We start from the raw sequence: 20030 nt of genomic DNA, 5'->3' as shown, positions 1-20030 counted from the left end.
GGGGTAGCCATTTCATTATTTGTTGCAACGTGCCGAACCTGTCAGGCCATGGTTGCCCGCCTTGGTGCCTGTCTTGAGACAGGTGGAGCGGCAGTGGTGCCCATGCTGAAACCGCGCCTTACCAACAAGGCGGACCCGGTGATGGCACAGGATTGACTGGCCCGAAACAGATGTAGGAGCGGCCTTGCGTCGCGATGCGCCGCGCGGGCGGCGCTCGATCTCATGGGCGCAGAAGCCTTCGCGGCGAACACCCTGAAAGCCCCGGCGCTTAGAACGCCGATCCTGCCCCCATCAGAAACTCCCCTTGAGCGTCACCATGAAGTTACGCGGCTCACCGTAGTGGTTGCCCCAGCCAGCAGCCCCGATGGTCGCGTAATAGCGCTTGTCCAACAGGTTGTTGCCGTTCAACGCCAGGCTCCAGTGCTCGTCGAGGCGGTACTGCACGCGGCCGCTCCACAGGGTGTAGCCCGCTTGCTCGATGCTCAGGTTGCCCTGGCGGCGGAAGTTGTCGCTCTGGCTGGAAACCCCGGCACCGACCGTCCAGCGCTCGAGCGCGCCGTCGAGCTGGTAGTCGCCCCAGACCTTGAGCATGTGCCGCGGGATGAAGCTGGAGGTAAAGTTGAGCTCGGTCGGGTCGGTCTGGTTGATGGTGCTCAGGTACTTGGTCTGGGTGTAGGTGTAGCCCGCCAGCAGTTCCAGGCGCTCGATGGGCGAGCCGCTGACCTCGGCCTCGAAGCCCTGGGCGCGGACCTTGCCGCTATCGGTGTAGCAGTACTGGTCGCCCGAGCCCATGCAGGTGGCGGCGTAGTCGGTTTCGGCGCGGTGCTCTTCGACCGTGCGGAACAGGTTGAAGGCGGTGTTGAGCGCGCCGCCGAACAGTTCGCCCTTGATGCCCAGCTCGTAGTTGGCGCCGGTCTTGGGTTGCAGGGCCTGGCCCTGGGCATTCACCAGGTTGCTCTGCGGCTGGAAGATATCGGCGTAGCTGGCGTAGGCGGTCCACTCATCGTTGAGGTCATAGAGCACCGCGGCGAAGGGCGTGACCTGGCCGTTTTCCTGGCTGCGGTTGTGTACCCAGTAATCCCAGGCCTGGGTGTAGGAGTCGCTCTGGTTGCGGTACCAGCTCACCCGCGTGCCGAGCACCAGGGTCAGCGGCTCGGCCAGCTTCAGGCGCAGGGTGGCGTAGGTGCCGTACTGGCTGGTGGTGGAGTCGCTGGGCGCGCTGCCGCCACGGCTGGGGTTGGCCAGGAATTGGTCCTTGGACGGGTGGGGGAAGGCCCCTGACGGGTCGAAGGGGTTCTGGGTGCCGCCGAGCGGCATCAGCGCGAAGTAGTCGTGGGTCTTCTGCCGACTGGCGTTGGCGCCCACGATCAGCTCGTGCTCGAGGCCGAACGCCTCGAACTTGCCGTCGACGTAGCTATCGAAGCCGTAGTCGTCCTGGTCGTAATCGAACCGGCCGACAATACGGCGCATTCCGGCGCTGCTGGCGCCGACCGGCACCGCGCCCTCGGAATAGCCGTATTCGATGTTCTGGTTGTTGTGGGTGTAGACCGAGGCGAAGTTCAGCGTCCAGTCGTCGTTGAAGCGATGCTTGAGGTCGGCGAAGCCGGTGATGCGCTGGCTCTGCTGGTCATTCCAGGTGGCGCCCAGGCAGGTGGAGCGCGACAGCTTCAGATCGCTGCCGTCGGCATAACGGGGCAGGCCGGTATAGCACGGCGAGGCGTCGACGTCTTCATAGGCAAGGCCCACGCCCAGGGTTGTGTCGGGCGTCACGTCCCAGTCGAGGGCGCCGTACAGCACCTGGTCCTGGCGCTTGGCGTTGTCGTAGAAATACTGACGATCCTGCAGGGTCGCCACGACGCGGCCGCGCACGGTGCCCGATTCGTTCAGCGGGCCGCCGACGTCCACCTGGCCTCGGTAGTTGTCCCAGGTGCCGGCGGACAGGGTCAGCGTGGTGTGGGCCTTGTCCTGGCCGCGCTTGCGCACGAAGTTGACGCCGCCGGCGGAGGAGCCTGAGCCCTTCATCATGCCGGCCGCGCCCTTGAGGATCTCGACCCGGTCATAGAAGGCCATGTCGCTGGAGAAGCTGTTGGCCTGCACGTAGTTGCCGCCCACATCCAGCGGTACGCCGTCGTACTGGTACTGGCCGTCGAGGTTGAAGCCACGGGAATAGAAGTACTTGCCGCCCATGGGCGAGTCGTAGACGGTGATGCCGGGGGTCTTGTCCAGCACCTGCTCCAGGGTATTGAGGTTCTGGTCGTCGAGCATCTTGCGGGTCATCACGGTGACCGACTGCGGCGTTTCCTTGAGGCTGTGCACGCCTTTGCCGATGGTCACCGCGCGCGCGGCGTAGGACTGGGTGCCCTCGCTGGTGGCATCGAGGCGGTTGGCGTCGATGGTCAACGGCCCCAGTTCCATCGCCGCGCCATTGTCGGCCGGTACCAGCACATAGCCGCCGTTGCCCTGGCGCTGGGCTTGCAGCCCGCTGCTGGCGAGCAGGCGCAGCAGGCCTTCCTCGACGCTGTAGCTGCCGTCGAGCCCGGCGGTGCTGAGGTGGCGGGTCTGCTCGGTGTCGAACGAGATGGTCACTCCCGCTTGCACACCGAACTGGGTAATGGCGTTGCCCAGGGGGCCGGCGGCGATATGGTAGGTGTTCTGGCTGCTGGCCATGGCATGGGCCGGCGCGAACAACGCGCAGGGCACGGAGGCGAGGGACAGGCCGAAGGCGAACCGGCGGATGGCCAGGTGCAGGCGGGCGGTGGGGTGGGGAGCGGGCATTGGGTGATCCTTGCGTGTCATGGCGGAAAGTCGCTGTCGTCGCGGCTTGTGTCATGGACGGACGAGAATCGAAATCAGCAAGATTGCGGAAAACTTTTTTCGCTCAGGCAGGCTCCACGCTGACCCAGTAGCGACTCAGGTAGCGCACCTTCACCGGCAGGGATTTGGGCAGGTTCGCCAGGGCGATATCGGTGTCGTCGATACGGAACGAGCCGGAAATGCTCATGCCGCGAATGGCCGGGGCGCAACGCAGCACCCCGCTTCGGTAGCGGCCCAGCTCGTCGATGAAGTCACCCAGGCGCCAGTCGTTGACGCTGAGCATGCCCTGGACCCAGGCCGTCGAGTCGGCGGGCAGGGGGTGGGCGCGGGCAAATGTGTCGCGGTCAAAACCGGCCTGTTGCCCTGCGTCCAGGCGCAGCACCTGGTCGAGATGGTGCTTGGGCCGAATCTCGACGGCCGACTGCAACACACCGACCCGTGTCTGCTCCGCTAGCTGCCGCACACTGAACCGCGTACCCAGCGCCCGCACGCTGCCGTTGTCGGTGTGCACGATGAACGGGCGCCGGGCGGGGTCGCTGGCGGTGCTGACCAGGATCTCGCCGCGATAAAGTTGGATCGCCCGTACCTGCGTATCGAAACGCACATCCAGCGCGGTGTCGACGTTCAGCTCCAGCTGCGAGCCATCCTCCAGGCGCAGCGAGCGCCGTTCGCCGCTGCCGGTGCGCTGCTGGGCGAGGAGGGCGCTGTAGGGCACCTGTTCGCTGGCCAGCCAGCTGCCGCCGCCGACGGCCAGCAGCATGCCCAGTACTTTCAGCACCTCGCGGCGCTGCGCCTGGGCCGCGCCCAAACCCGACAGCGCGGCCTGGCGCGGCACCATAGCCCACTGCTGCTGGAGCTTTTCCACCCGCGTCCAGGCTTCGGCATGCGCCGGGCTTGCTGCCAGCCACGCCTGCCAGGCCCGGGTCCGTGCAACGTCGGCATCACCGTCATTGAGCTGCACGTACCAGGTCGCGGCCGCTTCGAGTGTCTTCATATCCATAGCCCGGGCCCTCAGCTCTCGACCACCAGCAGGCAGCGGGTCATGGCCCGGATCAGATGGTTCTTCACCGTGGTCACCGAGACGTCGAAGCGTTCGGCGACCGCCGCATAGGTCAGCCCTTCCAGTTGCACCGCGAGGAAGATGTCGCGGGTCCTGGGGCCGAGCTCGTCGAGCATTGCATCGACCGCTACCAGCATCTCGATGATCGACAGGCTAATCTCCGGCGATACCTCGACCGGCTCCGGGCGCAGGGCCAGGGCTTGCAAGTAGGCCTGCTCGATGGCGCGGCGGCGAACCTTGTCGATCAGCAGTGCGCGGGCGATGGCGCTGAGGTAGCTGCGCGGCTCGCGGATGGGCGCCTGGTTGCGGGCGGTCATGACCCGCAGGAAAGTGTCGTGGGCCAGGTCGGACGCATCGGCGGTATTGCCCAGGCGCGCGCGCAACCAGCTTTTCAACCAGCCGTTGTTCTCGCTGTACAGCTGGTGCAGCGCCGAGCGGTCGAGCGTCGACATAGAGCGGGATCCATGATGTAAATGGTAATTGCTCGCATTGTCTCGGTGCGGCGGGGGGATTGCAAGGTCCACGGCTGCTGGCGTGGCTTGCGCGTACTAGATGACTGCCAACGAATTCTGACGCACACTGCCGAAAAAACCGATGCCCATTGCCCCGCCTGAGCGGGGCACCCCTGGAGCACGCAATGGCGCGACAACTTCCAACAACAAACGCCAACGACCCGCTGCAGCAATCCCGCCTGGTCCGCCTGAAGCTGGCCAGTGAAGGCGAGCTGCCCTCCGGCATGCTGCGTGACGAGATCGACGCCTCCTGGCGCCGCAGCCTCGGCCACGGCCTGGACTGCCTGCAGGGCGAGCAGGTAGGCCTGGGCATCCGCCATGGCCTGGACCTGCGTGCGCTGCTGGAGCACAACCGCCTGCTGATCGACGCGGTCACCCCCGAACTGGATTACCTGGTCAAGCGCCAGGGCAAGAGCGGCATCGTCATCCTCGGCGACGCCCAGGCCAACGTGCTGGCCATCGAGGGCCAGAAGCAGACACTTGAGCGCGAGGGCCTGCGCGACCTGCACCCGGGCAGCTGCTGGAGCGAGGCCCTGCGCGGCACCAACGCCATCGGCACGGCGGTGGTCGAGGGCCAGCCGACCCTGATCAACTGCGGCGAGCACTACCTGGACCGGCTCAGCCCGTTCTCCTGCACTTCGGTGCCCCTGCGCGATCCGCGTGGCGAAGTGATCGGTGTGCTTGATGTGACCCGTGAAGGCGTCATGGCCCAGCCCCAGGACAGCCTCTCCACGCTGCTGCTGGCCGCCGGCAATATCGAAAGCCGGTTGTTCGGGCTGTATCACCCCGAGCACCTGGTGCTGGCCTTCCATAGTCGGCCGCAGTACCTGGCCAGTGCCTGGCAGGGCCTGCTGGCGCTGAGCCTGGAAGGCGAGGTGCTGGCGGCCAACGACAACGCCTGCCAGCTGCTGCAGATGTCGCGCCAGGCGCTGCTTGGGCGGCGCAGCAGCGACCTGCTGGGCGAGCGCTCGCCAGCATTCATCGCCCGCCTGTGGCAGGGCGGTGTCAGCAGCGTGCAGACCGCCAAGGGCGAATTCTTCTTCCGCGCCTTGCAGTTGCCACGGCATGGCCGCATCAGTGGTCCGGCGTCCACCACCAAGCCGGCTGAGCCGGCCAAGGCCCAGGCTCTGGAGGCCCTGGCCGGCGGCGATGCCCGCCTGGCCCGAGCCTTGCGCATGGCCCGCCAGGGCCTGGCCAATGGCTTGCCGGTGCTGCTGTTGGGCGAAACCGGTACCGGCAAGGAAGTCGCCGCCCGTGCCCTGCACCAGGCCGGCCCGCGGGCCGACAAGCCGTTCGTGGCGGTCAACTGCGCGGCGATTCCCGAGGGCCTGATCGAGTCCGAGCTGTTCGGTTACCGCGAGGGCGCCTTCACCGGCTCGCGCCGTGGCGGCATGGTCGGGCGGCTGATGCAGGCCCATGGCGGCACGCTGTTCCTCGACGAGATCGGCGACATGCCTCTGGCCTTGCAGGCGCGCCTGTTGCGTGTCCTGCAGGAGCGCCGGGTGGCGCCGCTGGGGGCCGGCGAGGAGCAGGACATCGATGTGGCGCTGATCTGCGCCACCCACCGCGATCTCAAGCGCCTGGTCGCCGACCAGCAGTTCCGCGAAGACCTCTACTACCGGGTCAACGGCGTATCCCTGCGACTGCCGGCACTGCGCGAGCGCGACGACCTGGCGACACTCATCCAGGGCCTGCTGGACAAGTCCGGGGCCAGGGGCGTCAGCCTCGATGCACCATTGGTGGCGCTGCTGGAGAACTTCGACTGGCCGGGCAACATCCGCCAGTTGGAAATGGTGGTGCGCACCGCCCTGGCGATGCGCGAGGAGGGCGAGCAGGTGCTGACCCTCGACCATCTCACCGACTGCCTGCTCGATGAACTGGCCAGCGGCGCCGCGCCGTCCGGCAGCCTGCGCGACAACGAGCTGGAGCTGATCCGCGCTGCCCTGGCCCGCCATCAGGGCAATGTCTCGGCCGCGGCCGAGGCCCTGGGCATCAGCCGCGCGACGCTGTACCGCAAGCTCAAGCAGTTGCGTGGTTGAGCCATGGGCGGACTGTTTTCCCGGCTGATCGAATCCAGCGACCCGGCGCTGATGCGTCAGGCGCTGGCCTGGTTGTATGGCTTCGTGCGTCCACACCGTTGCGCCATCGGCGTGCTGCTGGCGCTGTCCCTGGGCGCCTCGCTGCTGGCCCTGGCGCAACCCTGGCTGGTCAAGACGCTGATCGACGAGGGGTTGCTGGCCAAGGACTACCAGACCCTCTGGCACATGGCGGCAATCATGATCGTCGCCGGCCTGCTCGGCACCGTGCTGGCCGGGGTCAACCGCTACCTGCATACACGGCTGTCCGGGCGCATCCTGTTCGCCCTGCGCGATGACCTGTACCGCCACCTGCAACGGCTGTCGCCGACCTTCTACGGCCGGCGGCGCACCGGCGACATCCTGTCGCGGCTGGACGGCGATGTCGCCGAGATCCAGCGGTTTGCCGTGGACTCGCTGTTCTCGGCGGTGTCGGCGCTGATCGGCCTGGTCGGCGCCGTGGCCCTGATGCTGATGCTGTCCTGGCAGCTGTCGCTGCTGCTGGCGCTGCTGATTCCGATCGAGGTGCTGTGGCTGCGCTGGATGCGGCGCAAGGTCGAGCGCGAGGTGCGCAGCCTGCGCGAGCGCTCGGCGGACGTGTCGTCGTTCCTGGTCGAGACGCTGCCGGCGATGAAGTTCATCCAGGCCGCCGGCCAACAGCAGCGCGAGGCCGAACGCCTCGACCGGCTGGGCCAGGGCTACATGGGGCAGTTGCTCAAGGTGCAGGTCACCGAGTTCTTCACCCAGGCGGTGCCCGGCACCCTGACCTCCTGGTGCCGGGCGTGCGCATTCCTGGTCGGCGGCTGGTGGGTGATCCAGGGGACCTGGCAGCTGGGTGCGCTGATCGCGTTCTCCACCTACATGGGCATGGCCGTCGGCCCGGTGCAGAGCCTGCTGGGTCTGTACGTGGCGGTGCAGCGGATGGCCGTGAGCCTGGCCCGGGTGATGGAGCTCAAGCAGGAGGCGGTCGCGGTGCGCGAGGCGGATGATCCCAAGCCCATGCCGCAGGGGCCCGGCGAGCTGCGCCTGGAGGCGGTGAGCTTCGCCCACGACGGGCGCCAGGGCAAGGTGCTGGACAAGGTCGATGCCAGTCTGCCGGCCGGGGCCAAGGTCGCCATCAGTGGCGCCTCCGGCGTCGGCAAGTCGACGCTGATCGACCTGCTGCAACGCTTCTACGACCCCGATGGCGGGCGCATCCTGCTCGATGGCGTCGACCTGCGCGAGCTCGACCTGCAGGCCCTGCGGCGACGCATCGCCGTGGTCAGCCAGGACATCGTGCTGTTTCGCGGCACCCTGGCGCAGAACCTGGCTTACAGCACGCCCCAGGCCAGCCGTGACGACCTCGAGCGGGTGGTGCGCCTGACCCGTCTGGAGAGCCTGGTGCAGAGCCTGCCGCTGGGGCTCGACGGCTTGCTGGGCGAGCGTGGCCAGCAGCTGTCCGGTGGGCAGAAGCAACGCATCGCCATCGCCCGGGCGCTGCTGCAGCAACCGGCGATCCTGGTGCTGGACGAAGCCACCTCGGCGGTGGATGAAGCCACCGAGCGCGAGGTGATCGCCGCCATTGACCAGCTGTTCGCCGGGCGCACGCGGATTCTCATCAGCCACCGCGCCTCGACCCTCGCCGATGCCGACCTGCACCTAGAACTGCTGGACGGACAGTTGCGCAGCAAGGAGCCCGCCGACCATGGCCGCTGAACCGTGCATCGGCGTGATCGACAGCGGCTGCTCGCCGGAGCAGGCGGCCGGCCTGCTGGATGCGCGTCGCTTCTGGCTCGAAGAGGGCATGTTGCGCGAGGGTGACCCGCTGCCGGACGCCCTGGGCCATGGCAGCGCCGTGCTGGCGCGGCTGCGCGCCGAGTCCGGCGCCCAGCCCGTGCTGCTGGCCCAGGTGTTCGCCGGGCAGGGCAGCACCAGTGCCTTGCAGGTGGCGGCTGGTCTGTTGTGGCTGGTGGAGGCCGGCGCGAGCGTGGTCAACCTGAGCCTGGGCCTGCGCCAGGACCGCCCGGTGTTGCGCCAGGCCTGCGCCGAGGCCGTGGCCGCCGGGGTGCTGCTGTGCGCCTCCAGCCCGGCGCGGGGCGAGCCGGTGTACCCGGCCAGCTACCCCGGGGTCATCCGCGTGACCGGCGATGCCCGCTGCGCTGCCGGGCAGTGGTCGTGGCTGGACACGGCCCAGGCCGATTTCGGCGCGGCGGTCGGCAGCGATGGCGGGGCAGGAGCCAGCCTGGCCTGCGCCGCATTCAGCGGCCGGGTGGCGGCCCTGCTGCGCGAGGAGCCCGGCATGACCCGGGAGGCGCTGTTGCGGTGGCTGAAAACCCACGCGGCGTTTGCCGGCCCTGAGCGCAAGGGGCTGATCAATGTCTGAATCGAGCATCCTGATACTCGGTGCCGGACCTGCCGGCGCAGCCACGGCGCTGGGGCTGCGGCGGATGGGCTATGCCGTCACGGTGGTGTCCGACTGGCGCCGCTTCGCCGCGGTGGAAGGCGTGTCGCAGCGGGTGCTGGAGGGCCTGCGTCATGCCGGCCTGGGCGCCGCCCTGGCCGAGGCCACCACGCCGGCCGCGCGTCAGGTGCACTGGAACGGCGAGCGGCTGCAACCGAACCAGGAATGCCTGCTCGATCGCCAGCGTTTCGACCAGGCCCTGCGCGACGACCTGCGCCGCGCCGGTGTCGAGCTGGTCGAAGGGCGTGTGCGCGAGGTGGCGCGGGGGCAGGGGTACCGGTTACACCTGGACGACGGTCGCACCTTGCACGGTAACTTCCTGGTCGAGGCCCGTGGTCGCCAGGCGCCGTTGAGCGAAGGTCGCCTGCGCGGACCGGAGACCGTCAGCCTGCTCAACCTCTGGCAGGCAGCGCCCGGCACGCCGGCCTCGGCGGTGGAGAGCCTGGACGACGGCTGGGCCTGGATGGCGCGACTGGCCGATGGCCGCTGCTACTGGCAGGTGACGCTGGATGCGACGGCGGCACAGCTGCCGGGCAAGGCGGCCTTGCCCGAATACTGTGCCGAGCGTCGGCGTGGTTCGGCGCTGGTGGAGCAACTGTTCGGCGAGCAGGCCTTCGCCCCTGCGCAGGTGCATGCCCGTAGCAGCACCGCGATCCTGGCCGGCACCTGCGCAGGCGATGATTGGCTGCGAGTGGGGGATGCGGCGATGGCGGTAGACCCGCTGTCGGGTAACGGGATCTTCCAGTCGTTGTCATCGGCCTTGCAGGCGCCGGCGGTGATCAACACCTTGTTGCAGCGGCCTGAGCACGCGGCCCAGGCGCTGCGCTTTCACCAGGAACGGATTGAGCAGCTGTTCCTGCGCTTTGCCCGTATTGGCCGGGATTTCCACGATCAGGAGCAGTCGCGGGCGACGGCCGCGTTCTGGGCTGCGCGCCGCGAATGGCCGGATACGCAGCCGATCCATGCCCAGGCCGCCTGGAGCGCTGTGACGGTGGAGCGTCGGCCGGTGTTGCGTAATGGCTTCGTGGAGGAGGCCGAGGTGGTGGTGACGGCAGACCAGCCGTTGGGGGTGTGGCACTTGCAAGGGGTTGAGTTGGCGCCCGTGGTCCGTGGGGTGCAGGCGGGGCTGTCGCTGCAGGCGTTGTTGCGTGATCGGCCTGCACAGCAGCAGATGATGGTGCGGCGGTGGTTGTTGGAGCAGGGGTGTCCTTGAGACTGTGGGGCTGCTGCGCAGCCCTTTTCGCGGCACAAGGCCGCTCCTACAGAGGATCGCGGTCTCCTGTGTAGGAGCGGCCTTGTGCCGCGAAAAGGGCCGCGCAGCGGCCCCATAATCTGGAATCAGAAGAAGGTCCCGACCACCAGTTGCAGATAGGTCCCCCTATCCCGGCCACCCAACTGCACGCCGCCATCCTGCGCACTGCGCTGCGGGGTATAGAACCCCACCAGCGGGCTGATCAGCCAGTGCTCGTCGACCATCCACTCCACATACAGGTCCACCTCGCGCCCACCCAGGTTACCCTGGTCGGTCTTGAGCGTGTCGAAGTCGAAGTACAGCGCCCCCACGGTCAGGCCCTCCCGCGGCGTGGCCTTGAGCGCCACATGGTGCACCTGGGTGTTGCTGTTGAAGGGCCCGGCGTAGTTGGCCGCCACTTCGCCCTGGAACCAGGTGCCGTAGCCTCGGCTCAGGCCATAGAACAGCGGGTCGAAATGCTCCGAGAAGCGGCTGTAGCGGTAGGTGGCGGTGGGCGCCCAGGGCAGCTCGGAGAACGTCCAGTTGCCCTCCAGGTACCAGGCGTTTTCGCGTCCGCCGGTGCGGTCCTGGGTGACGTATTCGGCGGCCAGCTCCAGGTCCTTCACCCCCAGGTTGCCGCGCCCGCGCAGGCTCACCGTATCCATGCCGTCGCGGTGTTCCAGGCCGAGGATCTCGGCGTAGCGGCGGTCGACATCCAGGCCGTGGATCCAGCTCAGGCCCACGGTGCCCGCATCGCTGACATGTTCGAGGTTGGCCACCGCCATGGCGGTGTCGGCCTGGAACGGGTTGTCTGATTTGAGCCACATCAGGTCGCCACGCCAGCCTTGCTTGCCGCCCAGGCGCAGCACGGCGGTGCGGTCGAAGGCCTTGCGCGCCGCCAGGTAGTAGGCGCCGCCACGGTCGAAATTGGCGCCCAGGTCGACATTGCCGGCATTGACCGGGTCGCCCTGGATCAGGAAGCCGTCGCCGAGGGTGATGACCTGGCGGCCGCCGGAGAGGTCGATGCCATCCTCGCCGAGGGCCGGGAACAGGTTGCCCGAGCGCCAGCCGAGGTAGGCGTCCTCGATGCCGGTGCGACGCTCGTTGCCGAGGGTGAAACCGGCGGCGTCACCATCGCCCCAGGTGGCCGAGCTGAGCAGGCTGAAGGCGCCGTACAGCGTGCCGCTGTCGGCCAGGGCCTGGCTGGCGCTCAGGCCGTACTTGACGTAGCCCTCGCGCCAGTTGCTGCTGCCGGGCTGGCGGTTGCCGAACTGGTCGAAGCTTTCGTCGCTGTGGAAGACGCCGAACAGGGCTTCGAGGTTGGCGTCCAGGGTGGTGCCGGCGTTGTTGTAGAGTTCATGGGCCTGGGTGAGGGGCGAGGCCAGCAACAGGGCCAATGTGCAGGCGAGCTTGTGCGTCATGGTTGTGCTCCATGTTTTTATTGTGTGTTCTGTAGGGGCTGTTCCGGCCTCTTCGCGGGTAAACCCGCTCCCACAGGGATCGAGCGAATCCTGTGGGAGCGGGTTTACCCGCGAAGAGGCCAGTGCAGGAAGACTCAGAGCCTGATCAACACCGACTTCAGCTCGGTGTAGTGCTCGATCGCCGCCGCGCCCATCTCGCGGCCGACGCCGGAGAGCTTGTAGCCGCCAAACGGCAGCGCCGGGTCCAGTGCGCTGTGGCAGTTCACCCACACCGACCCGGACTTGATCCGCGGGATCATCCGGTGCACCGCGGCGAGGTCGTTGGACCAGATGCTCGCGCCCAGCCCGTAGGGGTTGTCGTTGGCCATGCGCACCACCTCGTCGAGGTCGTCGAACGGCATAGCCACCAGCACCGGGCCGAAGATCTCCTCCTGCACCAGGCGGTGGCGCTGGTCGACATCGACGATCACCGTCGGCTTGACGAAGTAGCCCGGGCCGAAGCCTTCGCCGCCGCAGGCGATGGTCGCGCCCAGCTCGCGGCCCAGGTCGATGTAGCCGGTGACCCGGTCCTGCTGCTTGGCCGAGATCAGCGGCCCCATCTGCACGGTCGGGTCCAGGCCGTTGCCCAGCTTCATGGCGTTGGCGATGCCGGCGATATCGGCCACCACGTTGTCGAAGTGCTTGCGGTGCACGTACAGCCGGGAACCGGCGCAGCACACCTGGCCCTGGTTGAAGAAGATCGCGGTGGCGGCGCCGGCGGCGGCTTCCTGCAGGTTGGCGTCGGGCAGGACGATGGTCGGCGACTTGCCGCCCAGCTCCAGGGTGACGCGGGTCATGTTGTCCATGGCGGCCTTGCCGATCAGCTTGCCGACCTCGGTGGAGCCGGTGAAGGTCAGCTTGTCCACGCCCGGGTGGCGGCTCAGGGCGGCGCCGGCGTTCAGCCCGGTGCCGGTGATCACATTGAACACGCCATCCGGGTAGCCGGCCTCGCTCACCAGCTCGGCGAGCTTCAGCGCGGTCAGCGGGGTTTCGTCGGCAGGCTTGAGGACCACGGTGCAGCCGGTGGCCAGGGCCGGACCGAGCTTCCAGCAGGCCAGCAGCAGCGGGAAGTTCCAGGCGACGATGGCACCGACCACGCCGACCGCTTCGCGGCGGATGAAGCCGTGGAACTCATCGTCGGGCATCAGCGGCAGCGAGGGCTCGACCGTGCTGCCTTCGAGCTTGGTGGCCCAGCCGGCCATGTAGCGCAGAAAATCGATGGCCAGTTGCACGTCCATCACCTGGGCCACGGCGGCGCTCTTGCCGTTGTTCAGGCATTCCAGCTCGGCCAGCTCCCGGGCATCGCGCTGCATCAGGTCGGCCAGGCGCCACAGCAGGTACTGCCGTTCACGCGGGCGTGTGCGGCTCCAGGCCGAGTTGTCGAAGGCCTGGCGCGCGGCCTGCACGGCGCGGTCCACGTCCTGGGCCTCGGCCGCGGGCACCTCGCCGAGGACCTCGCCGGTGGCCGGGTTGCGCAAGGTCATGGTGCGACCGCTGGCGGCGTCCTGCCAGTCGGCGCCGATGCGCATCCTGAGCTTGCGTGCGAGGAAGTCGCGTGTGGCGGGGAGGATCGGCAGTTCGGAATGCATGGGGGCGGTGCCTCTTGTCATGGTTGTGACCAGGGCTGGGGCAATGGGCGTGCCAAAGGACTCGGATGGCGGGTAGGCCCAGCTAGTGGTGGCTTTTGCCGGATTGGGAGTGAATAGAATCAGGGTTGGTCTGTTGCATATTGAGATCGGGTGAGACGTCGTGTGACACACATTCACGGGTGCTGGGGCCGCTGTGCGGCCCTTTCGCGGCACAAGGCCGCTCCTACAGGGGATCGCGGTCTCCTGTGTAGGAGCGGCCTTGTGCCGCGAAAGGGCTGCGAAGCAGCCCCGGCAACTGTCTCAAGGTGAAACACCCAGTCGCGAAATGGGACGTTCACCTACAATCCCAAACGCTGGCCCCTACCCGCAAAACCAAGGTAACTCACTGATCCAAAACATTTTTGCTGCAACTGGCACACTTCCTGTATCGCAACTGTCACATGCACACCGCTGTACCCAAGCGTGCGAATAACGATAAGAACAACACCGTGGAGGTCTGACCTTGAAGACGACTCGACTCCGGCGGCAGGCGGGCACACTGGCGCTGGTCGCCACCGCACTGCTGGCCGCCCAGGCCATGGCGGCCGAGCAGGGCCCGAGCCTGTTGCAGAACAAGTGCATGGGTTGCCATATCCCCGAAGGCAACGACAGCTACAGCCGCATCAGCCACCAGCGCAAGACCCCGGAAGGCTGGCTGATGAGCATCGCCCGCATGCAGGTGATGCATGGCCTTTCGATCAGCGACGACGACCGTCGCACCCTGGTCAAGTACCTGGCCGACAAGCAGGGCCTGGCGCCCAGCGAGACCGAGGGCGTGCGCTACGCCATGGAGCGGCGGCTGAACACCGTCGAGCACTTCGACGATCAGCTCAGCCAGATGTGCGGCCGCTGCCACTCCGGCGCCCGGGTCGTCCTGCAGCGGCGTCCGGCCAAGGAATGGGAACACCTGGTCAACTTCCACCTCGGCCAGTGGCCGTCCCTCGAGTACCAGGCCCAGGCCCGCGACCGCGACTGGCTGGACATCGCCCTCAAGCAGATGGTGCCGGACCTGGCCAAGCGCTTCCCCCTCGACAATCCGGCCTGGGCCGAGTGGCTCAAGGCGCGGCCCGAGTCCAAGGTCCTGGCCGGGCAATGGGCGTTCAGCGGCCACATGCTGGCCAAGGGCGACGTGCGCGGGGTGATGACGGTCAGCGCCGAGCAGGGCGACATCTTCAAGGTCGAACTCAAGGGCGCCTATGCCGATGGCACGCCGTTCAACGGCAGCGGCTCGGCGATCCTCTACAACGGCTATGAGTGGCGCGGCAACGTCAAGGTCGGCGAAGCCAACCTGCGCCAGGTGTTCGCCGCCATCGAAGGCCAGATGAAGGGCCGCATGTTCGAGGCCGAGCATGACGAGCGCGGCCTGGACTTCAGCGCCGCCAAGGCCGGCCAGGGCCGTCTGCTGGCGGTGCAGCCGGCGTTCATCAAGGCCGGCGGCGACAGCGAGATCAGCCTGGTGGGCAGCGACCTGTCCGGCAAGCCCGACCTGGGCGCGGGCGTCGAGGTGACCGAGGTGCTTGAGTCGACGCCGACGCTGATCCGGGTCAAGGCACGTGCCGCCAGGGACGCCGCCGCTGGCCAGCGCGAGGTCGCGGTGGGCGCGCTCAAGGGCGTGCAACTGGCGGTGTACGACAAGGTCGAGGAGGTCAAGGTGGTGCCGGCATTCTCCATTGCCCGCATCGGCGAGAACGGCGCCTCGGTGCCCAAGGTCCAGGGCCGCTTCGAGGCCGAGGCCTGGGGCAAGGACGCCAGCGGCCAGCCGCTGCGCATCGGCTATCTGCCGGCCACCTGGAAAGTCGAACCGTTCAACGAACGGGCGGTCGAGGACGAAGACGTCAAGTTCGCCGGGCAGATGCAGGCCGACGGCGTGTTCGTGCCGGGCGGGGCAGGGCCCAACCCGGCGCGCAAGATGATGACCAACAACGCCGGCAACCTGAAGGTGATCGCCACCCTCGCCGACGGCGGCCAGCAGGGCGAGGGTCACATGATCGTCACCGTGCAACGCTGGAACAATCCGCCACTGCCATAGGCATCAACCTGACGCATCGAATCCCGGGAGGTCGCCATGGGCGCACTACTGAACCTGGTCGAACGCAACCTGCACGAAGTGCAGGTGGATGCCGACCGCATGCTGTTCCATATCCCCAGCAGTTCGCTGTTCGCCGCCGACGCGGTGACCGGCGGCATCATCGACGCCCTGCGCCGCCAGGGCTGCTCCGCCGAGGAGCTGATGCAACGCCTCGGCCAGCAGTTTTCCGGACAGGACATCGAGGAAACCCTGCGCGAGCTGATCGCCCTGGAAGTGGTCAGCGACGGCTCGCCGCTGACCCCGGAGATCGCCCTGAAACAGGTCGAGCGCACGGCGCTGAACACCGTGGTGCTCAACGTCAACACCGGCTGCAACCTGAGCTGCACCTACTGCTACAAGGAAGACCTCGACAAGCCTTCGGCCGGGCGCAAGATGAACACGGCCACCGCCGAGGCCTCGGTGGAGATGCTGCTCAAGGAGTCGCCCGACGAGCAGCGCTACAGCGTGGTGTTCTTCGGTGGCGAGCCGCTGTCCAACCGGGCGCTGATCGAGCACATGGTGGCTTACTGCGAGCGGCGCTTCGCCGAGGTGGGCAAGCAGGTCGAGTTCATCATGACCACCAACGCCACCTTGCTGACCGAGGAAGTCGTCGACTGGCTCGACGCTCACCGTTTCGGTTTGTCGGTCAGCATCGACGGGCCCAAGACCGTGCACGACCGCAACCGCATCACCGTGGGCGGGCAGGGCACCTACGACGTGGTGCGGCGCAAGGCCGACATGCTGCTGTCGCGCTACCGCAGCCGGCCGGTGGGCGCGCGGGTCACCCTGACCCGTGGCATCACCGATATCGAGACCATCTGGAACCACCTGTTCAACGAACTGGGTTTCGCCGAGGTCGGTTTCGCCCCGGTGACCTCCGGCGACATGGCCGACTACAACCTCACCGGCGACGAGCTGGTGCAGGTGTTCGCCAACATGAAGGCCCTGGGCCGGCGTTACCTGGAGGCGGCGCTGGAGCATCGCAACATCGGTTTCTCCAACCTGCACCAGCTGATCACCGATATCCACGAGGGCCACAAGAAGGCCCTACCGTGCGGCGCCGGGCTGAAGATGCTGGCGGTCGATCACGAGGGCGAGCTGAACCTGTGCCACCGTTTTACCGGCTCCAGCCTGCCGACCTTCGGCAACGTGCACCAGGGCGTGAAACAGGCGCAGCTCAATGATTTTCTCTCGCAGCGCCTGGACCGCAGCGGCACCGGCTGCGACAGCTGCCGCATCCGCAACCTGTGCTCCGGTGGTTGCTACCACGAGAGCTACGCCCGCTATGGCGATCCGCAGCACCCGACCTACCACTACTGCGAGCTGATGCGCGACTGGGTCGACTTCGGTATCGAGGTCTACAGCCGCATCCTGGCCGCCAACCCGGCCTTCATCGATCGCTACATCACTCCCAGGAAGGCGCATTGACATGAAGCACCTCAAACCGCTGAACAACAAGGCGCGCATCCTCGAACAGGCCGCCGCCGAAGACCGCGTCGACGAAGTGCTGGCCATGAGCGCCGTGGCCGGCTGCACCGCCACCACCGACCCGGGCTGGGAAGTGGACGCCTTCGGCGGCGTCAGCTCGCTGTGCCAGCCGATGGAGGCCGACCTCTACGGCTGCTCCGACCCTTGCTGGTGGCCGGCCCAGGTGCCGGACATGATGAGCACCTACCAGGACTGGAACGCCCAGGCGACCAACTCCGCCGAAGACTGGCGCAACCTCGGCACCGTATTCCCGAAAGACAAATAGAACGACAAGGGGAAACCGCATGAAAGCTGGATTCTGCGCGCAGCTCGCGCTCACCATTGCCGCCACGGCCTGCGCCTGGGCGGCCCAGGCAGATGATGCAGGCCCGGCCTTGAAGGCCGGCCATGAATACCTGATCGCCACCAACTACCCGAACAACCTGCATGTGGTCGAGGTGGCCAGCGACACCCTGTACAAGACCTGCCGCATGCCCGATTCGTTCGGCCCCGGCACGGCGATGATGGCGCCGGACAACCGCACCGCCTACGTGCTGAACAACCATTTCGCCGATATCTACGGCATCGACCTGGACAGCTGCAAGACCACTTTCCACGCCAACCTCTCCAGCGTGCCGGGCGAGGTCGGCAAGGCCATGTACTCCTTCGCCATCAGCCCCGACGGCAAGGAGGTCTACGCCACGGTCAACCCGAGCCAGCGCCTGAACGACCACTACGTGGTCAAGCCGCCGCGCCTGGAGGTTTTTCGCACCAGCGACGGCCTGGACGCCAAGCCCGTGCGCAGCTTCCCGATGCCGCGCCAGGTCTACCTGATGCGCGCCGCCGACGACGGCAGCCTGTACGTGGCCGGGCCGGACATCTACAAGCTCGACGTCAAGACCGGCCAGTACAGCATCGCGCTGCCACTGCGCAGCTGGAACCGCCCAGGCTACAGCGCCCCCGACGTGCTGTACTTCTGGCCGCACCAGAGTTCGTTGCATGAGTTCTCGATGCTCTACACCATTGCGAAGTTCAAGGATGCCAAGCAGGACCCGGCCACCGCCGAGCCGCTGTACGGCTACCTGAGCATCGACCTGAAGACCGGCAAGGCCCACACCCAGGAGTTCGCCGAACTGACCGAGTTGTACTTCACCGGCCTGCGCTCGCCCAAGGATCCGAACCAGATGTACGGCGTGCTCAACCGCCTGGCCCGCTATGACATCCAGCAGAAGAAACTGGTCAAGGCCGCCAACCTCGACCATACCTACTACTGCGTGACCTTCGACAAGGCCGGCGACAAGCTCTATCTGGGCGGCACCTTCAACGACCTGGCGGTGTTCGACCCGAACACGCTGGAGAAGGTGAAGAACATCAAGCTGCCCGGTGGCGACATGTCGACCACCACGCCGCAGGTGTTCGTTCGCTAGAGGACCGGGAAATATACATCCCCGTGTAGGAGCGGCCTTGTGCCGCGAAAGGGGCGCGCAGCGCCCCCGGCGATTTCAGCGTCACAGCGAGATTGGGGCTGCTTTGCAGCCTTTTCGCGGCACAAGGCCGCTCCTACAGGGATCGCACAACAAGAGAGCCCCTATGCCCCAGCCCAGCCATACCCAAGGCTCAAAAGCCACTCCCTTGCTCACCCACTGCATCGGTGACGCTTTCGACGTCACCGCCGCCCGCTTCCCCGACCGCGAAGCCCTGGTGGTCCGCCATCAGCACCTGCGCTACACCTGGCGGCAACTGGCAGACGCTGTCGACCTGCACGCCCGCGCCCTGATGGCCCTGGGCCTGCAGGCCGGTGATCGCCTGGGCATCTGGGCACCCAACTGTGCCGAGTGGTGCATCACCCAGTTCGCCAGCGCCAAGATCGGCGCGATCCTGGTCAACATCAACCCGGCCTACCGCACCAGCGAGCTGGAGTACGCCCTGGGCCAGTCAGCCTGCCAATGGGTGATCTGCGCCGACGCCTTCAAGACCTCCGATTACCACGCCATGCTGCTGGACCTGGTGCCCGAGCTCGGTGCCTGCCGACCGGGCGAGCTGCAAAGCACCCGGCTGCCCGAACTGCGCGGGGTCGTCAGCCTGGCCGATACGCCACCCAGCGGCTTCCTGGCCTGGCCGGCGTTGCAGGCCCGCGCCGGCGAAACCGACGCCGGGCAACTGACCGCACGCCAGGCCAGCCTGCACCGGCACGAGCCGATCAATATCCAGTACACCTCCGGCACCACCGGTTTCCCCAAGGGCGCGACCCTCAGCCACCACAACATCCTCAACAACGGCTACATGGTCGGTGAAAGCCTCGGGCTGACCGAGCACGACCGGCTGGTGGTGCCGGTGCCGCTGTACCACTGCTTCGGCATGGTCATGGCCAACCTCGGCTGCATGACCCACGGCAGCACCCTGATCTACCCCAACGATGCCTTCGATCCACTGCTGACCCTGCAGGCCGTGGCCGAGGAGCGCGCCACCGCGCTGTACGGCGTGCCGACCATGTTCATCGCCGAGCTCGACCACCCGCGCCGCCACGAGTTCGACCTGGGCAGCCTGCGCACCGGCATCATGGCCGGCGCCACTTGCCCGATCGAGGTGATGCGCCGGGTGATCGACGAGATGCACATGAGCGAGGTGCAGATCGCCTACGGCATGACCGAGACCAGCCCGGTGTCGTTGCAGACCGGCGCCGCCGACGACCTGGAGCGCCGGGTGACCAGCGTCGGTCGCACCCAGCCGTGGCTGGAGAGCAAGGTGATCGACAGCGCAGGCTGCACCCTGGCACGCGGCGAGATCGGCGAGCTGTGCACCCGTGGCTACAGCGTGATGCTCGGCTACTGGAACAACCCCAAGGCCACCGCCGAGAGCGTCGATGCCGATGGCTGGATGCACACCGGCGACCTGGCGGTGATGGACGACGAAGGCTATGTGCGCATCGTCGGCCGCAGCAAGGACATGATCATCCGCGGCGGCGAGAACATCTACCCGCGGGAGCTGGAGGAGTTCTTCTTCACCCACCCGGCGGTGGCCGATGTGCAGGTGATCGGCATCCCCTGCAGTCGCTATGGCGAGGAGATCGTCGCCTGGGTCCGCCTGCATCCGGGGCAGGTGTTGGGCGCGGACGAGCTGCGCGACTGGGCGCGGGCGCGCATCGCGCATTTCAAGGTGCCGCGTCATTTCCGCTTCGTCGACGCATTCCCGATGACGGTGACCGGCAAGGTGCAGAAGTTCAGGATGCGCGAGATCAGCATCGAGGAGCTGGCTGGCGGCACCGATCGATAGTC

14 protein-coding genes are annotated in these 20030 nt (G+C 67.3%); 9 read left to right on the top strand and 5 right to left on the bottom strand.

The features are described 5' to 3' along the window. Positions 1 to 291: 291 nt before the first annotated feature. The 3 genes from AC0MAZ_RS17705 to AC0MAZ_RS17695 form a co-directional block, all read right to left on the bottom strand. The gene (locus AC0MAZ_RS17705) at positions 292 to 2775 is read right to left on the bottom strand and encodes a TonB-dependent siderophore receptor (protein ID WP_475858733.1); all 2484 of its coding nucleotides are present in this window, start codon (positions 2773 to 2775) and stop codon (positions 292 to 294) included. A gap of 103 nt (positions 2776 to 2878) precedes the next feature. After that, the gene (locus AC0MAZ_RS17700) at positions 2879 to 3814 is read right to left on the bottom strand and encodes a FecR domain-containing protein (protein ID WP_475858732.1); all 936 of its coding nucleotides are present in this window, start codon (positions 3812 to 3814) and stop codon (positions 2879 to 2881) included. 11 nt (positions 3815 to 3825) lie between these two features. Then, positions 3826 to 4326 carry a sigma-70 family RNA polymerase sigma factor gene (locus AC0MAZ_RS17695; RefSeq protein ID WP_475858731.1) on the bottom strand — a complete coding sequence of 167 codons (501 nt, stop codon included), beginning with the start codon at positions 4324 to 4326 and terminating at the stop codon, positions 3826 to 3828. Between the two features lie 185 nt (positions 4327 to 4511). Between AC0MAZ_RS17695 and AC0MAZ_RS17690 the strand changes: the two genes are divergently transcribed. From AC0MAZ_RS17690 to qhpG, 4 genes are read left to right on the top strand one after another with little or no spacing between them, the layout of a single operon-like run. Next, positions 4512 to 6425 carry a sigma-54-dependent Fis family transcriptional regulator gene (locus AC0MAZ_RS17690; RefSeq protein ID WP_475858730.1) on the top strand — a complete coding sequence of 638 codons (1914 nt, stop codon included), beginning with the start codon at positions 4512 to 4514 and terminating at the stop codon, positions 6423 to 6425. 3 nt (positions 6426 to 6428) lie between these two features. Continuing rightward, entirely contained in the window at positions 6429 to 8156 is a 1728-nt protein-coding gene (locus AC0MAZ_RS17685; protein WP_475858729.1) for an ABC transporter ATP-binding protein, read from the top strand. Then, positions 8146 to 8823 carry a subtilisin-like serine protease QhpE gene (gene qhpE, locus AC0MAZ_RS17680; protein WP_203652538.1) on the top strand — a complete coding sequence of 226 codons (678 nt, stop codon included), beginning with the start codon at positions 8146 to 8148 and terminating at the stop codon, positions 8821 to 8823. The genes AC0MAZ_RS17685 and qhpE overlap by 11 nt, the downstream gene beginning before the upstream one ends. Beyond that, complete coding sequence (gene qhpG / locus AC0MAZ_RS17675) at positions 8816 to 10114, top strand: flavin-dependent monooxygenase QhpG (RefSeq protein WP_475858728.1); 1299 nt, start codon at positions 8816 to 8818, stop codon at positions 10112 to 10114. Before qhpE ends, qhpG begins: the two co-directional genes overlap by 8 nt. Positions 10115 to 10239: 125 nt before the next feature. Here qhpG and AC0MAZ_RS17670 read toward each other — a convergent pair whose 3' ends face one another. Together AC0MAZ_RS17670 and AC0MAZ_RS17665 are read right to left on the bottom strand one after the other, a co-directional pair. Further along, positions 10240 to 11553, bottom strand: coding sequence for an alginate export family protein (locus AC0MAZ_RS17670; RefSeq protein WP_475858727.1), 1314 nt, complete (start codon positions 11551 to 11553; stop codon positions 10240 to 10242). A 134-nt stretch (positions 11554 to 11687) separates the two neighbouring features. Further along, the gene (locus tag AC0MAZ_RS17665; RefSeq protein ID WP_475858726.1) at positions 11688 to 13181 is read right to left on the bottom strand and encodes an aldehyde dehydrogenase family protein; all 1494 of its coding nucleotides are present in this window, start codon (positions 13179 to 13181) and stop codon (positions 11688 to 11690) included. Positions 13182 to 13683: 502 nt separating this feature from the next. Here AC0MAZ_RS17665 and peaA point away from each other — a divergent pair. The 5 genes from peaA to AC0MAZ_RS17640 all read left to right on the top strand — a co-directional run bounded on the left by peaA (position 13684) and on the right by AC0MAZ_RS17640 (position 20028). Beyond that, on the top strand, positions 13684 to 15249 hold the full coding sequence (peaA, locus tag AC0MAZ_RS17660; protein WP_475858725.1) for a quinohemoprotein amine dehydrogenase subunit alpha: 1566 nt from the start codon (positions 13684 to 13686) through the stop codon (positions 15247 to 15249). A gap of 36 nt (positions 15250 to 15285) precedes the next feature. Next, positions 15286 to 16716: a quinohemoprotein amine dehydrogenase maturation protein gene (gene peaB, locus AC0MAZ_RS17655; protein ID WP_475858724.1), complete on the top strand. Its 1431-nt coding sequence runs from the start codon at positions 15286 to 15288 to the stop codon at positions 16714 to 16716. A 1-nt stretch (position 16717) separates the two neighbouring features. Then, complete coding sequence (gene qhpC, locus AC0MAZ_RS17650; protein ID WP_050705338.1) at positions 16718 to 17041, top strand: quinohemoprotein amine dehydrogenase subunit gamma; 324 nt, start codon at positions 16718 to 16720, stop codon at positions 17039 to 17041. A 19-nt stretch (positions 17042 to 17060) separates the two neighbouring features. Continuing rightward, positions 17061 to 18182, top strand: a complete 1122-nt coding sequence (peaD, locus tag AC0MAZ_RS17645) for a quinohemoprotein amine dehydrogenase subunit beta (protein WP_232857246.1) — start codon at positions 17061 to 17063, stop codon at positions 18180 to 18182. A 163-nt stretch (positions 18183 to 18345) separates the two neighbouring features. Continuing rightward, positions 18346 to 20028: an AMP-binding protein gene (locus AC0MAZ_RS17640; protein ID WP_475858723.1), complete on the top strand. Its 1683-nt coding sequence runs from the start codon at positions 18346 to 18348 to the stop codon at positions 20026 to 20028. Positions 20029 to 20030 lie beyond the last annotated feature (2 nt).

The organism is Pseudomonas sp. A, assembly GCF_056270345.1.
The sequence above is the reverse complement of the archived record's forward strand: the minus strand, read 5'-3'. Positions and strand labels throughout refer to the sequence as shown.

Coding starts and splice junctions, on each gene's coding strand:
- AC0MAZ_RS17705 (WP_475858733.1), bottom strand. CDS start 2,775: ATGCCCGCTCCCCACCCCACCGCCCGCCTGCACCTGGCCATCCGCCGG.
- AC0MAZ_RS17700 (WP_475858732.1), bottom strand. CDS start 3,814: ATGGATATGAAGACACTCGAAGCGGCCGCGACCTGGTACGTGCAGCTC.
- AC0MAZ_RS17695 (WP_475858731.1), bottom strand. CDS start 4,326: ATGTCGACGCTCGACCGCTCGGCGCTGCACCAGCTGTACAGCGAGAAC.
- AC0MAZ_RS17690 (WP_475858730.1), top strand. CDS start 4,512: ATGGCGCGACAACTTCCAACAACAAACGCCAACGACCCGCTGCAGCAA.
- AC0MAZ_RS17685 (WP_475858729.1), top strand. CDS start 6,429: ATGGGCGGACTGTTTTCCCGGCTGATCGAATCCAGCGACCCGGCGCTG.
- qhpE (WP_203652538.1), top strand. CDS start 8,146: ATGGCCGCTGAACCGTGCATCGGCGTGATCGACAGCGGCTGCTCGCCG.
- qhpG (WP_475858728.1), top strand. CDS start 8,816: ATGTCTGAATCGAGCATCCTGATACTCGGTGCCGGACCTGCCGGCGCA.
- AC0MAZ_RS17670 (WP_475858727.1), bottom strand. CDS start 11,553: ATGACGCACAAGCTCGCCTGCACATTGGCCCTGTTGCTGGCCTCGCCC.
- AC0MAZ_RS17665 (WP_475858726.1), bottom strand. CDS start 13,181: ATGCATTCCGAACTGCCGATCCTCCCCGCCACACGCGACTTCCTCGCA.
- peaB (WP_475858724.1), top strand. CDS start 15,286: ATGGGCGCACTACTGAACCTGGTCGAACGCAACCTGCACGAAGTGCAG.
- qhpC (WP_050705338.1), top strand. CDS start 16,718: ATGAAGCACCTCAAACCGCTGAACAACAAGGCGCGCATCCTCGAACAG.
- peaD (WP_232857246.1), top strand. CDS start 17,061: ATGAAAGCTGGATTCTGCGCGCAGCTCGCGCTCACCATTGCCGCCACG.
- AC0MAZ_RS17640 (WP_475858723.1), top strand. CDS start 18,346: ATGCCCCAGCCCAGCCATACCCAAGGCTCAAAAGCCACTCCCTTGCTC.